This is a genomic window from Sphingomonas ginsenosidimutans, assembly GCF_002374835.1.
Classification (GTDB): Bacteria; Pseudomonadota; Alphaproteobacteria; order Sphingomonadales; family Sphingomonadaceae; genus Sphingomonas; species Sphingomonas ginsenosidimutans.
Genome location: NZ_NWVD01000003.1, coordinates 111291 through 124876, shown reverse-complemented (window position 1 = coordinate 124876; position 13586 = coordinate 111291). Strand labels below are relative to the sequence as shown.

General features: G+C 69.7%; 10 protein-coding genes. 4 read left to right on the top strand and 6 right to left on the bottom strand.

The window, feature by feature from the left end:
• Positions 1–39: 39 nt before the first annotated feature.
• Complete coding sequence (gene rpoZ / locus COA17_RS08970) at positions 40–384, top strand: DNA-directed RNA polymerase subunit omega (protein ID WP_066488620.1); 345 nt, start codon at positions 40–42, stop codon at positions 382–384.
• Positions 385–575: 191 nt separating this feature from the next.
• Here the strand turns inward: rpoZ and COA17_RS08965 are convergent, their stop codons facing one another.
• The 3 genes from COA17_RS08965 to pheS form a co-directional block, all read right to left on the bottom strand.
• A complete protein-coding gene (locus COA17_RS08965; protein ID WP_082740808.1) occupies positions 576–1472 on the bottom strand; it encodes an aldose 1-epimerase family protein in 897 nt (298 codons plus the stop codon).
• Entirely contained in the window at positions 1465–3843 is a 2379-nt protein-coding gene (pheT, locus tag COA17_RS08960; protein ID WP_096611820.1) for a phenylalanine--tRNA ligase subunit beta, read from the bottom strand. Before pheT ends, COA17_RS08965 begins: the two co-directional genes overlap by 8 nt.
• Before the next feature lie 103 nt (positions 3844–3946).
• Complete coding sequence (gene pheS, locus COA17_RS08955) at positions 3947–5074, bottom strand: phenylalanine--tRNA ligase subunit alpha (RefSeq protein ID WP_066488627.1); 1128 nt, start codon at positions 5072–5074, stop codon at positions 3947–3949.
• Positions 5075–5291: 217 nt separating this feature from the next.
• On the opposite strand from pheS, the gene COA17_RS08950 reads away from it, so the two are divergent.
• Entirely contained in the window at positions 5292–6818 is a 1527-nt protein-coding gene (locus COA17_RS08950; protein ID WP_070321626.1) for a peptide chain release factor 3, read from the top strand.
• A gap of 93 nt (positions 6819–6911) precedes the next feature.
• On the opposite strand, the gene COA17_RS08945 is transcribed toward COA17_RS08950, so the two are convergent.
• Both COA17_RS08945 and COA17_RS08940 read right to left on the bottom strand, forming a co-directional pair.
• Positions 6912–8111 carry a spinster family MFS transporter gene (locus COA17_RS08945; protein ID WP_176484862.1) on the bottom strand — a complete coding sequence of 400 codons (1200 nt, stop codon included), beginning with the start codon at positions 8109–8111 and terminating at the stop codon, positions 6912–6914.
• Positions 8112–8274: 163 nt separating this feature from the next.
• Positions 8275–10533 (bottom strand): TonB-dependent receptor, encoded by a 2259-nt coding sequence (locus COA17_RS08940; protein ID WP_096611816.1) that lies wholly within the window; start codon positions 10531–10533, stop codon positions 8275–8277.
• Between the two features lie 130 nt (positions 10534–10663).
• Here COA17_RS08940 and COA17_RS08935 point away from each other — a divergent pair, with 130 nt between their 5' ends.
• Positions 10664–11290 (top strand): TetR/AcrR family transcriptional regulator, encoded by a 627-nt coding sequence (locus COA17_RS08935; RefSeq protein ID WP_096611814.1) that lies wholly within the window; start codon positions 10664–10666, stop codon positions 11288–11290.
• 167 nt (positions 11291–11457) lie between these two features.
• Here COA17_RS08935 and COA17_RS08930 read toward each other — a convergent pair whose 3' ends face one another.
• On the bottom strand, positions 11458–12072 hold the full coding sequence (locus COA17_RS08930; protein WP_066489430.1) for a class I SAM-dependent methyltransferase: 615 nt from the start codon (positions 12070–12072) through the stop codon (positions 11458–11460).
• A 199-nt stretch (positions 12073–12271) separates the two neighbouring features.
• Between COA17_RS08930 and COA17_RS08925 the strand changes: the two genes are divergently transcribed.
• Positions 12272–13555: an MFS transporter gene (locus COA17_RS08925; RefSeq protein WP_231738863.1), complete on the top strand. Its 1284-nt coding sequence runs from the start codon at positions 12272–12274 to the stop codon at positions 13553–13555.
• Positions 13556–13586 lie beyond the last annotated feature (31 nt).

Here is a 13586-nt window from a genome sequence, read left to right as displayed (position 1 = left end):
CCGACCCTTCCCTTAGCTTACCTTCAAGAGGATACGCGGATGGCGCGCGTCACCGTCGAGGATTGCGTCGACAAGATCCCGAACCGTTTCGATCTGGTCCTGCTAGCCGCGCAGCGCGCGCGGCAGGTGTCGGGCGGTGCGGAACTGACGATCGACCGCGATCGTGACAAGAACCCGGTGGTCGCGCTGCGCGAGATCGCCGAGGAGACGGTCAGGCCGCGCGACCTTCAGGAAGCCGTGGTGCAGAGTCTGCAGCGCGTCCAGATCGACGATGAGGAAGAGGCCGACGAAATCGGCAGCCTGGCCGCCTCGGCCGAGGCGCTGCGCCTCACCGCCGTCGCCCCGCCGCGCAATCAGAACGTCGGCGCCGACTACGACGGCTGACGCGCGCACGAGGTGCCGCTGAAAAGGCCCGCGACTCGTCATGCGAGTCGCGGGCCTTTTCGCGTCGGAACATCGAACGTCATTGGCCCCAAACCTCATCCCGGCGAAGGCCGGGATCTCCCGCGGTTAGAGCGCTTCCACTCGCCAAAGGCTCCTGCCTGCGCAGGAGCGACGGCTACATGCCCGCCGCCTCACGCCGCCAGCGTCGCCGTCATCGCGATCCGCTTCGCCGCGCCCGGCGCGACCGCGAACACGCCGGGCTTGTCGCGGAACTCGCCCGCATAGCCTTCCGGATCGGCGATCCCGTGCCACGGCTCGACGCAGACATAGGCCGCGCCCGGCTTGGTCCAGATGCCCAGCATCGGCGTGTCGGGGAACGCGATGTCGAGCTGCGGCCCGTCCGCCGCGCCATAGCGGACCGCGTCCGACGCGACCGGGTCCCACACCAAAGCATCGTGTGCGAACAGATCGTCCGCCAGATGCAGCACCCGGCCGTCGAGCGGCGAGGGGGTTTCCTGCGCCGCGATCGTCCCGTCCGCCGCGATCGCCTTCAGCGCCCCCGGCTCGTCCGCGGCGAAGGTGATGCGATGGTCGCCACGCGCCCGGCCATAGGGCAGCGGCCAGGCGAAGGCGGGGTGGAAACCGAAACTGGCGTAGAGCGTCGCGTCCGTCGCCGGATTGGCGACCGTCACCGCCACAGCGAGCGTCGCGCCCGTCACCTCGAACGCCACCTCCAGCCGGAACGCGAACGGATAGACCGCGCGCGTCGCGTCATCGTCCTCCAGCGCGAACACCGCGCGCGTCGGCCCGGCCTCCACCACCGCGAAGTCGCGGTGGCGCGCGAAGCCGTGCTGCTTCATCGGATATTCGCGCCCGTCGACGCGGATCGTCTCGCCGCTCGGCCGCCCGACGACCGGGAACAGGATCGGCGCGCGCCCGGTCCAGAAGCGCGGATCGGCGTCGGTCATCAACTCGCGCCCGTCGGCGTCGGTCAGCGACGACAGTTCCGCGCCATGCGGGTTGATCGCCGCCGCCAGCATCCCGTTGCCGATGCGGATCCAGTCCCGCTCAGCCCCCCGCTCAGCCACGCAGCTGCGCCCCCAGCTTGGCCGCCGCGGCGATCACCCGGTCGGCGATCGCCTTCAGATCGGCGTCGGTGAAGCTCTTCTCGCCCGGTTGCAGCACTGTCTCGATCGCGACCGAGGCGTGGCCCTCCGGCACGCCCGCGCCGGTGAACACGTCGAAGACGCGCGCGCGCACGATCGCGGCCTTGTCGGCGCCCTTCACCGCGCGGGTCAGCGCCTCGGCATTGACGTCGGCGGGGACCAGGAACGCGAAGTCGCGCCGCACCGGCTGCAACGCCGGCGGCGTATAGGCCGGGCGCATGAACCCGCCCGCGCCGCGCTTCGCGGGAATCGCGTCGAGGTACAGTTCCACCGCCGCGACCGGCCCGGACAGGTCGAACGCCTTGAGCACCGCGGGATGGACCGCGCCGAACGCCGCCAGCACCGTCTTCGGCCCCAGCCGCAGCGTGCCCGACCGGCCGGGGTGGAACGCCGCGCCTGCCTCGCCCATCACCTGAAGGTTGTCGACCGGCGCGCCCGCCGCCGCCAGCAGCGCCAGCGCCTCGGCCTTCGCGTCATAGGCGTCGAACGGTGCCGCCTTGCCCTCGCGCCAGCCGCGCGGGCGGCGATCGCCCGCCAGAACGAGGCCCAGCGTCACCCGCTCGCGCGGAGCGCCGCCCTCATCCAGATAGCGGCGGCCCAGCTCGAACAGTCGCACGCCCTCCGCGCCCTGCCGCAGGTTGCGCTCGGCCGCGGCCAGCACGCCGATCAGCAGCGACGGGCGCATCACCTTCAGCTCCTCGCTGATCGGATTGGCGACGCGCCACGCGCCGCCGCCGAACAGCGCGGCGTGCTTTTCGGGGACGAAGCTCCACGTCACCGCCTCGTCCAGCCCGCGCGCGGCGGCGGCGCGGCGGATGCGGCGTTCCAGCTTCTGTTCGGGGGTCGCGGTCGGGCGCGCGACGCCGGCGTCGCGCGGCAGCGGCACCGACGGCACCTTGTCCAGCCCCTCGATGCGGATCACTTCCTCGACCAGGTCGGCCGGGCCGTCGATGTCGCGGCGCCACGTCGGCGGCGTCACCTGCCAGTCGTCGCCGACCGTGAAGCCCAGCGATTCGAGGATCGCGCGCTGGCGCTCCGGCGCGATCGCCAGCCCGCCCAGCGTCGCTGCGCGGGCCGGATCATAGGCATAGCTGCGCGTGCCCAGCGGCGCCGCGCCCGCGCGCGTCACGCCGGTGGCGGTGCCACCGCAATATTCCAGCACCAGGAACGTCGCGATCGCCAGCCCGTCGTCCAGGAACGCCGGGTCCACCCCGCGTTCGAACCGCTGGCGCGCATCGCTGGTCAGTTGCAGCGTCTGGCCCGTCCGCGCGATCGTATCGGGGTCGAAGAACGCGCATTCGATCACCACCTCGGTGGTCGCCTCGGACACGCCCGAATGCGCGCCGCCCATGATCCCGCCGATATCGTGCACCGCCACGTCGTCGGCGATCACGGTCATCCCCGCCGCCAGCGTATAGGTCTTGCCGTTCAGCGCCTCGATCGTCTCGCCCGCACGCGCCGCCCGCGCGACCAGCCCGCCCGACAGCTTCGCCTTGTCATAGACGTGCAGCGGCCGGCCCAGGTCGGCGGTCAGGTAATTGGTGATGTCGACCAGTGCGCTGATCGGCTTCTGCCCGATCGCGCGCAGCCGTTTGGCCATCCATTCCGGCGCCGCGCCGTTGGTCAGCCCCGACACGCCTTGCGCATAAAAGGCGGGGCAGCCCGCCGCATCCTCGATCCGCACGTCCGGCCCAGCGCCGCTCCCCGGCACTTCGGGCACGGTCAGCGGCTTGAGCGTCCCCAGACCCGCCGCCGCCAGATCGCGTGCGATCCCGCGCACGCCCATGCAATCCTGCCGGTTGGGGGTGATCGCCACGTCGATCACCGGATCGTCGAGGCCCGCATAAGCGGCAAAGGCGCTGCCGACCGGCGCGTCGTCGGGCAGCTCGATGATCCCGTCGTGATCCTCGCCCAGCTCCAGCTCGCGCGTCGAACACATCATGCCGTTCGATTCGACCCCGCGGATCGCCGCGACTTTCAGGACCATGCCGTTGGCGGGCACCGCCGCGCCCGGCCTGCCGAACACGCCGACCAGCCCTGCGCGCGCATTGGGCGCGCCGCACACCACCTGCAACGGGCCGTCGCCTGCGTCGACCGACAGCACCTGCAATTTGTCGGCCTGCGGGTGGCGCTCGGCGGTCAGCACCCGCGCCACGGTGAAGCCGTCCAGCTTCGCGGCCGGATTCTCGACCCCCTCCACCTCCAGCCCGACGCGCGTCAGCGCATCGAGGATCGCGTCCAGCGACGCATCGGTGTCGAGATGGTCCTTGAGCCAGGAAAGCGTGAATTTCATGTTCTTCTTCTTCCGTCGCCCCAGCGCAGGCGGGGGCCTTTTCGGGGCGGGCGGATCGCTCCTTCCGCGGGAGATCCCGGCCTTCGCCGGGATGACGTGGTCGCTACGCCGCGGTTCCCACGCCGCCCGACAGCGTCGGCACGTCCAGCGCGGCAAAGCCGTAATGCTTCAGCCAGCGCACGTCCGCCTCGAACACCGGGCGCAAATCGTCGATGCCGTATTTCAGCATCGCCAGCCGGTCGATCCCGCAGCCGAAGGCGAACCCCTGCCATTCGTCCGGGTCCAGGCCGCAGGCGGCGATGACGCGCGGATGCACCATCCCGCTGCCCAGCACCTCCATCCAGCCTTCGTCGCCGCCGATCACGCGCTTGCCCTTCTCCACCGAGAAGCCGACGTCGACTTCAGCGGACGGTTCGGTGAACGGGAAATAGCTGGGGCGCAGCCGCAGCACGACGTCGTCGCGCTCGAAGAACGCGCGCAGGAACGTCTCCAGCGTCCATTTCAGGTGCGCCAGCGTGATCCCCTTGTCGATCACCAGCCCTTCGACCTGGTGGAACATCGGGGTGTGCGTGGCGTCCCAGTCGGACCGGTACACGCGCCCCGGCGCGATGATGCGGATCGGCGCGCCGCCCGCCGAACCGGCACCGGCGTGGCGCCTGGCCACCTCCACCATCGTGCGGATCTGCACCGGCGAGGTATGCGTGCGCAGCACCATCGGCGCGGCATCGTCGGCCGCCCCCTCGGGCTTGGCGATATAGAACGTATCCTGCATCGCGCGCGCCGGATGCGTCTCGGGAATGTTGAGCGCGCCGAAATTGTGCCAGTCGTCCTCGATCTCCGGCCCGGTCGCCACCGCAAAGCCCAGGTCGGCGAAGATCTCCGCCAGTTCGTCCATCACCTGCGCGACCGGATGGACCGTCCCCGCCGCGGGCACGTCGACCGGCAGCGTCATGTCCAGCGCCTCGCCCGCCAGCTGCGCGTCGAGCGCAATCTGCTCCAGCACCGCCTTGCGCGCCGCGATCGCGTTCGTCACCGCCTCGCGCAGGCCGTGGATCGCGGGGCCGTTGGCTTGCCGCTCCTCGGGCGACATCGCGCCCATCGTCTTGAGCAGCTGGGTCACGCGCCCCTGCTTGCCCAGCGCCTCCACGCGCACCGCCTCCAGCGCGTCGAGCGCGGCCGACGCCTCGATCGCGGTCAGCAGGTGGGTCTTCAGCTCGTCGATATCGCTCATGCGCCAATCCGTTGTTGCGCCGGGCCGCACGCTGGCGGCCGGGCCGCCCCGCCGTAGCGGTTCGGCAAGCCCCGGATCAACCGTGACGATGATCCTGCGCCCGCGCGCTCCCCTGTGCACGCCGCGCAACCCCTGCTATCGACGCCGCGCGCGCCCGCGGGCGCTGCCCCTTTTCGTTTCCCGCGGCGCCCGCCGCCCCTGTTTCCCGGACCCGTCCATGACCTCCCCCCGCCGCACCTTCGCGATCATTTCCCACCCCGACGCGGGCAAGACGACACTGACCGAAAAGCTGCTGTATTTCGGCGGCGCGATCCATCTGGCGGGCGAGGTAAAGGCGCGCGGGGCAAACCGCCGCGCGCGGTCGGACTGGATGAAGATCGAACAGCAGCGCGGCATTTCGGTGACGTCCAGCGTGATGACGTTCGAACATGCCGGCATCACCTTCAACCTGCTCGACACGCCGGGGCACGAGGATTTCAGCGAGGACACGTACCGCACGCTGACCGCGGTCGATTCGGCGATCATGGTGATCGACGCGGCCAAGGGCATCGAGCCGCAGACGCGCAAGCTGTTCGAGGTGTGCCGGCTGCGTTCGGTCCCGATCATCACCTTCGTCAACAAGGTCGATCGCGAAGGCCGCCCGGTGTTCGAACTGCTGGACGAGATCGCCGACATGCTCGCGCTCGACGTCTGCCCGATGACCTGGCCGGTCGGCATGGGCGGCACGTTCCAGGGCATCCTGAACCTTGCGACGCGCCAGATCACCCGACCGGAGGGCGACAGCCGCACCTTCCAGGGGAAGGTGGAGGCCGATCCCGCGCTGCCCGACGACGTCGCCGAGGAGATCGAACTGGCCGAGGCCGGCTATGCCGCCTTCGACGCGGCAGCCTATCGTCACGGCGATCTGACGCCGGTCTATTTCGGTTCCGCGCTCAAGGATTTCGGCCCGGCGGACCTGATCGCCGCGCTGGCCGACTATGCGCCCCCGCCGCGCCCGCAGCCGGCCGAGCCGGCGCCGGTATCCCCGGACGAGAAGGAAGTGACCGGCTTCGTCTTCAAGGTGCAGGCCAACATGGACCCGCAGCACCGCGACCGGATCGCGTTCATGCGGCTGTGTTCGGGCACGTTCCGGCGCGGCATGAAGCTGACCCCGACCGGTCATGGCAAGCCGATCGCGGTCCATTCGCCGATCCTGTTCTTCGCGCAGAACCGCGAGGTCGCTGACGAGGCGTTTCCCGGCGACATCATCGGCATCCCCAACCACGGCACGTTGCGGGTGGGCGACACGCTGTCGGAACGCGCCGACATCCGCTTCACCGGCCTGCCCAATTTCGCGCCGGAGATCCTGCGCCGCGTCGCGCTCAAGGATCCCACCAAGACCAAGCAGCTGCGCAAGGCGCTGGACGACATGGCGGAGGAAGGGGTGACGCAGGTCTTCTACCCCGAAATCGGCTCCAACTGGGTGATCGGCGTCGTCGGGCAGCTCCAGCTCGACGTGCTGCTCTCGCGCCTCGACGCCGAATACAAGGTCGCGGCCGCGCTGGAACCCGCGCCGTTCGACACCGCGCGCTGGGTGTCGGCGGAGAACCCCGCCGACCTCAAGGATTTCACCGACGTCAACCGCGCCGCGATGGCGAAGGACCGCGACGGCAACCCCGTGTTCCTGGCCAAGAGCGCGTGGGAAGTCGGCTACATCCAGGATCGCTATCCCAAGGTCCGCTTCGCCGCGACCCGCGAACGCTGACGGGACCGCCTGCCGTTCGCCCTGAGGAGCCGTTGAGCCTGTCGAAACGGCGTCTCGAAGGGCAGGTGTCAGGGCGTCCTTCCAGCGCCCCCGCTACGCCACCCAGTCGCGCGCCAGCCGCCGGCTCGCCAGCGCCATCAGCGCGCCGGCGACCAGGTACAGGCACAGCCCCGCCGCGATCGCATAGCGCAGCGATTGCGCGCCGTACGTCGGCACCAGCGTGTCGGACAATCGCCCGATCACCCAGCTGCCCAGCCCCAGCCCGATCAGGTTGTTGATCAGCAGGAAGCTGGCCGATGCGGTCGCGCGCATGTGCGCGGGCACCAGGTGCTGCACCGCGGTCAGCACCGGGCCGAGCCACACATAGACCAGCGCCTGCGGCACCACGAACAGCGCGAAGGCGGCGGTCGCGCTGCCCGACAGGACGCCCGCGATGAACAGCGGCGTCCCCGCGACATAGCAGAGCGCTGGCAGCAGCGCGTACCAGCGCCGGTCGCGCGCGCCCAGCCGGTCGCCCAGCGTGCCGCCCAGCAGGATGCCCGCCACCCCGCCGCTCAGCAGTAGCGCACCGATGAACTGCCCGGTCCCCACCAACGTCAGCCCGAAGCTGCGCATCACCAGGCTGGGCAGCCAGAAGGCGACGCCATAGCCGCACATCGACCCGGCCGCCGCGCCGAACGCCAGCAGCCAGAAGGCGGGTTTCACCGCCAGGATCGCGAACACCCGCCCGATCGGCTCGCGGTCCGTCGTCGCGGCGGCGCGCGGCGGATCGCGCACCAGCCAGCGGAACGCCGGCGCGATCGCCAGCCCGGCGATGCCGACCGCGAAGAAGGCGGTGCGCCACTCCACCGCCGCGGCGATATAGCCGCCCAGCAGCACGCCCGCGGCGGCGCCCAGCGGGATGCCCAGCGAATAGATCGCCAGCGCCCGCGCGCGCCATTCGGGGCGGAACGTGTCGGCGATCAGCGCATAGGATGGTGCCACCCCGCCCGCCTCGCCCACGCCCACGCCCAGCCGGAACAGGAACATCTGTGTGAAGCTGCCGGCCGCGCCGCACAGCGCGGTGAACCCGCTCCACACCGCCAGGCTGATGGTGATGACCCAGGTACGGCTGGTGCGATCGGCGAGCAGCGCCAGCGGGATCGCCAGCGTGGAATACAGGATCGCGAACGCCAGCCCGCCCAGCATCCCCAGCTGCGCATCGGTGAGGTCCAGGTCGGCCTTCACCGGCTGCGCCAGGATCGACAGGATCTGCCGGTCGAGGAAGTTGAAGCTGTAGACCAGCAACAGCATCGCCAGCGTGACGCCCGGACGGGTGGGCGCGGCGGATTGGTTCGTCTGCCCCACGAACGTCATCCCAGCGAAAGCTGGGATCTCCCGCCGGTCGGGCGCCGTGCGATACGGAGGGAGACCCCGGCCTGCGCCGGGGTGACGAAGTCGGTGGGGCAGGTCACGATCAGAACCGCACCTCGAACGTCGCGGTGGCAGTGCGCGGCGGGCCGTAATATCCGATGATCGAATTGCCGAACACCGCGCCGGGGAAGTTGTACCCGCCCACCCGGTACCGCTGGTCGGCGAGGTTCCTGAGGTTCATCGCCACGCGGTAATGCCCGTCGCCCGAAATCCAGTTGGCCGATGCGTTGACCAGCGCATAGCCGTCCTGGTCTAGCGCCGGGGTCGGGATCTCGAACAAGGTATAGTCGCTGCGCAGCGTCACTTCGGGCGTGATCGAGATGGTGCCGCCCGCAAATCCGGTCGACGCGGTGAACGATGCCGCGGCGGTGAAGCGCGGCGTGTTCTGGAACACGCGCTGGTTGGCGACGTCCACCGGCGTCGTCCCGCCGTTGATGAAGGTCAGGAATTCCAGATACTTGGCATGGGTGTACCCGAACGACGCCTGTGCCGAGAACCAGCGCGACGGTACCGCGCGCGCCTCGATCTCGACGCCGTAGATGTCGGCCTTGCCCGCATTGTCGACGAAGCTGGCGATGCCGCCGGCGACGTTGGGGACCTGAATCGTCACCTGCTGGTCGGTGTAGCGCGAATAATAGCCCGCCAGGTTCAGGAACAGGGTGCGGTCCAGGAACGCGCCCTTCAACCCCAGTTCGTAGCTGCTGATCTTCTCCGGATCGTAGCCGTTGACCGTGGTGGGGGTGAACACCGCGTCGCCGCGCATGTCGAACCCGCCCGATTTGAACCCCTTGCCCCATGAGGCATAGAGGTTGAGGTCGCGGCGCGGCTCATAGCTGATCGAGATGCGCGGCGTGACCTGATCGAAGCTGCGGCTGTTGGTGTAATCGGTGCGGATCAGGCCCGGCACCGCCGCGGCATTGCCGAACCGCGGCGAGCGGATGCCGGTGTAGTTGCGACGGAAGACGGTGCCGGTCTTGTCGTCCTTGGTGTAGCGCAGTCCCGCCGACACCTTCAGCTGGTCGGTCACGTCGACGCTGAAGTCGCCGAACGCGGCATAGCTCTTGGTCTTGACCGACCCCGACGTCAGCGTGGTGGTGTTGAGCAGCCCCAGCACCGTGTCGAACGCGCCGGATGCGCGCGCGTCGAGGTAATAGAGGCCGAACACCCCCTGCACGCGGCTGCCCTGGTACAGCAGCTGCAATTCCTGCGTGAACTGCCAGTCCTCGTAATAGGCGGGCACGTCCAGCGTCGGCAGCGCGGTATTGTCGAAATCGATCACCGTGTCGGTCTGGCCGTCGCGATACGCGCTGATCGTCTTGAAGGTCAGCGTGTCGGACAGGCCGAACTCGCCGGTCAGCGACAGCCCCTGCGCCAGCACGCGGTTGTTGTCGCCGATCCCGGCGCGCGTATCGTACACGCTGGCGGTGGGGGCGTAGCGCGGGTCGCCGCCGTTGCCGACCAGCCGGGTGCCGTGGCGCGGGTTCGACTTGTCGAGCGTGCGGTCGCCCGCCAGCCGCACGAAGATCGCGTCGGTCGGCGACCATTCGGCGGACACGCGCGCCGCGATCACGTCCTTGTCATACTGGTCCGCGCCGGTGGTCAGGTTGGTGCCGAACCCGTCACGCTTGTACCGCGCCACCGCCGCGCCGATCGACAGCGTGTCGGTGATCGGCAGCGCGATCTGCCCGACCAGGTCGAACTGGTTGTACGAACCGTACGACCCGCGCACCATGCCCGACACGTCGTGCCCCAGCCGCTTGGTGACGTATTTGATTGCGCCGCCGATCGTGTTGCGGCCGTACAACGTGCCCTGCGGCCCGCGCAGCACCTCCACCCGCTCCACGTCGAAGATATCGAGTACCGCGCCCTGCGGCCGCGCGACATAGACGTCGTCGATGTACAGGCCGACACCCGGTTCGAACCCCCACAGCGGGTCCTGCTGGCCGACGCCGCGGCTGAACGCGATCAGCGTGGAGTTGGAGCCGCGCGCGATCTGCAGCGTCAGGTTCGGCGTCTTGTCCTGCAAGGCGGTGATATCGACCGCGCCCTGCTTCTCCAGCAGGTCGCCCGAGACGACCGACATCGCGATCGGCACGTCGATCACGCTTTCCTCGCGGCGGCGCGCGGTGACGACGATGTTCTCGCCCGTCTCCTCGCTGGCGGCGGTGGCGGTTTCGGGGGTCGGCGCGGTTTCGGTGGAGGGAGGCGCGACGGAGGATGTGGTCTGCGCGGCGGCGGGTATTGCGGCCAGCGCGCTGCCCAGCAGCAGGATCGATCGAACGGTCGTCGTGGTGCGGCGCATCGCCTTCCTCCCCTTTGTTGGCCGATCCCTCTGGCGGGTTGCCGGCACGTCGATCGCGCTATACTGAAACTTGAACCGGCTTTCAACTTTCATGATGCGATCATGTGGGCGCCGGATCGGGAGGGGTGGGATGAGCGATCGGCGGGCCGCGACGGACGCGGACAGTGGCGACAAGGTGCCGCGCACCGAACGCGGGCGACGCACGCAGCGCGCGATCCTCGATGCGGCGGCGGCCGAATTCGGCGAACGCGGCTTCCACGACGCCTCAATCAGCGGGATCACCCGCCGCGCCGGGGTGGCGCTGGGCAGCTTCTACACTTGGTTCGACAGCAAGGATGCGGTGTTCCGCGCGCTGGTGGCGGACATGTCGAACCGCGTGCGCGATCATGTCGCCCCCGCGATCGGCGCCGCGCCGGACCAGATCGCGGCGGAACGCGCCGGTCTGCTCGGCTTTCTGGAATTCGCGCGCGCACACAAGGAAATCTACCGGATCATCGACGAATCCGAATTCGTCGACCCCGACAGCTTCCGCCGCCACTATGCCACCACCGCCGACCGCATCGCCGCCCGCCTGCGCCGCGCCGCCGACCGTGGCGAGGTGATCGCCGATGTCGGCGAGGTACACGCCTGGGCGATCATGGGGATGAACGTGTTCCTGGGGCTGCGCTACGGCATCTGGTCGGCCGAGGAAGACCCCGCCGCGATCGCCGACACGATCGCCGCGATGCTGGCGAAGGGACTGGCGCGTCACGATTGAGGAGCGGCATGGCCGGAGGCGGTTCAGTGAAGGCCGCCTGACCGTAGCCGTCGCCCCAGCGAAGGCTGGGGCCTCACGCGGCTCCTGCCTCCTGCTCTCTCCTGGAGATCCCGGCCTGCGCCGGGATGACGGCCGGTCGAATTCGGACCGCCGGATGTCGGTCCGACCTAGTCCTTCCAGCCCCAGTACAGCTGCGCCGGCGGCACGTTCCACCATTCCATGTCATGGTCGATCCGCTCGAAATGCGGCGCGATGAAGTCGCGCACCCTCGGGCTGAACTGATAGACCAGGAACGCGCCGCCGGGGCGCAGCACGCGCTGCGTCGCCGCGGCGATCTGCGGCCCGACGCCGTCCGGCAGCGTGGAGAAGGGCAGGCCCGACAGAACGTAGTCGGCTGCCTCATGCCCGTGTTCGGCGACGATCCGCTCGACGTCCGCCGCCGACCCGTGGACCGCGACGAAGCGCGGATCGGTGATCGTATGGTCGAGGTAGCGGATGAAATCCGGGTTGGTGTCGATCGCGATCAGCATCGCGTCGGGCGCCATCTTCTCCAGGATCGGGCGGCAGAAGGTGCCGACGCCCGGGCCGTATTCGACGAACAGCTTGGTGTTCGCCCAGTCCACCGGGCCGAGCATCTTGGCGATCAGCCGGTCGGACGACGGGATGATCGATCCGACCATCACGGGGTGCTTCAGAAACCCCGAAAAGAACATCTGCCACGGACTGGGCACGCCGGCGGCGTTGCGGCGGCTGCGCCGGATGGCGTTGGTCGAACTAGCCATGTCGAAAGATCGGACTCCTGAACCCTGATCGGTGACGTTTCCACGACACCTTCATGACGAACGCGCTGCAAGCGACCCGGTTGCCATAGCGGGGTTGCGCGCGGCCCCCAAGCGCCTAATCGGGATAAGGACACGACGAACGGTACAGATGGAGAGGGGAAGGCCGGTGCGGCGCGGTGTCGAATCCACCTTCGGGCTGATGTTCCTCGTCATGCTGACGATCGCGGCGGGCAATACCGCGCTGCAATCGGTGCTGCCCGCGCTGGGGCGATCCCTGGGGGTCAAGGATTCGGCGGTGGCGGCGGCCTTTTCGGTGTCGGCGCTCTTGTGGGTGCTCGCCGCGCCCTTCTGGGCGAACCGGTCGGACCGGCACGGGCGGCGGCTGATGATCCTGCTGGGGCTGGGTGGCTTCTGCATCAGCCTGCTGCTGTGCGGCCTGTTCCTGGCGGCGGGGATCAACGGCTGGATCGGCGGGACCACCGCGTTCCTGCTCTTCATCGCCGGGCGGCTGATCTACGGCACCTTCGGGTCCGCCGCGCCGCCCGCGGTACAGGCGCTGGTCGCCGGCAACACCACGCGGGAGGAGCGGACGCGCGCGCTGACCCTGCTGGCCTCCGCCTTCGGGCTGGGGACCATCCTCGGGCCGGCGGTCGCGCCCTACCTGCTGCTGGGGCATGTCGGTACGGTGGAGGTCGGGCTGGCCGGACCCGCCTTCGTCTTTGCCGCCTTCGGCCTCGTCATCTTCGTGACGGTGCGGCGGATGCTGCCAGACGATCGCGGGCTGACCGCGGAGGCGCATGGCGCGGTAAACGCCTATCCCTCGATCGGCGGGCAGTCGTCCGGCGCCAGCGTGCAGGCTGCGATCGCCCCGCCGGGGACGCGTGTCGGCTATCTCGATCCGCGCATCCGCACCTGGATGGCGGCCGGGCTGGTGATGGGCCATGCACAGGCGATGACCGGGCAGGCGATCGGTTTCCTCGTCATCGACCGGCTGGGGCTGCCGCCGCGCATGGCGCTGGAATCGACCGGGATCGTGCTGATGATGGGGGCGGGCGCGGCGCTGCTCGCGCAATGGGGGCTGATCCCGCTGCTCAACCTGAAACCGCGCGCGCTGGTGCTGGTCGGGCTGGTGCTGGCGGCGGCGGGCACCGCGCTGACGGGCCTCGCGCCGTCGCTGTACGGCATCGCCACCGCCTATGCGCTCGCGAGCTTGGGGTTCGGCTTCACGCGGCCCGGCTTCACCGCCGGGTCCAGCCTGGCGGTCGGGCCGGAGGCGCAGGGGTCGGTCGCGGGCAAGGTCACCAGCATCAACGGCGCCAGCTTCGTGCTCGGCCCGTCGATCGGCGTAGGCCTCTACGAATTGTGGCACCCGCTGCCGTATCTGACCGCCGGGCTGGCGTGCCTGGTGCTGTTCGTCTGGTGCTGGGCCGCGCTGCGCGACGCCGCCCCCACCGTCGCCGCCTATGACGACCCGGTGGTGTAGCGCCGACCTGGACGTCATCCCAGCGCAGGCT

Bases quoted from the DNA above. Each gene is read 5' to 3' on its own strand.
- rpoZ (WP_066488620.1), top strand. From the start codon at position 40: ATGGCGCGCGTCACCGTCGAGGATTGCGTCGACAAGATCCCGAACCGT.
- pheT (WP_096611820.1), bottom strand. From the start codon at position 3,843: ATGAAATTCACGCTTTCCTGGCTCAAGGACCATCTCGACACCGATGCG.
- pheS (WP_066488627.1), bottom strand. From the start codon at position 5,074: ATGAGCGATATCGACGAGCTGAAGACCCACCTGCTGACCGCGATCGAG.
- COA17_RS08950 (WP_070321626.1), top strand. From the start codon at position 5,292: ATGACCTCCCCCCGCCGCACCTTCGCGATCATTTCCCACCCCGACGCG.
- COA17_RS08945 (WP_176484862.1), bottom strand. From the start codon at position 8,111: ATGCTGTTGCTGGTCTACAGCTTCAACTTCCTCGACCGGCAGATCCTG.
- COA17_RS08940 (WP_096611816.1), bottom strand. From the start codon at position 10,533: ATGCGCCGCACCACGACGACCGTTCGATCGATCCTGCTGCTGGGCAGC.
- COA17_RS08935 (WP_096611814.1), top strand. From the start codon at position 10,664: ATGAGCGATCGGCGGGCCGCGACGGACGCGGACAGTGGCGACAAGGTG.
- COA17_RS08930 (WP_066489430.1), bottom strand. From the start codon at position 12,072: ATGGCTAGTTCGACCAACGCCATCCGGCGCAGCCGCCGCAACGCCGCC.
- COA17_RS08925 (WP_231738863.1), top strand. From the start codon at position 12,272: ATGTTCCTCGTCATGCTGACGATCGCGGCGGGCAATACCGCGCTGCAA.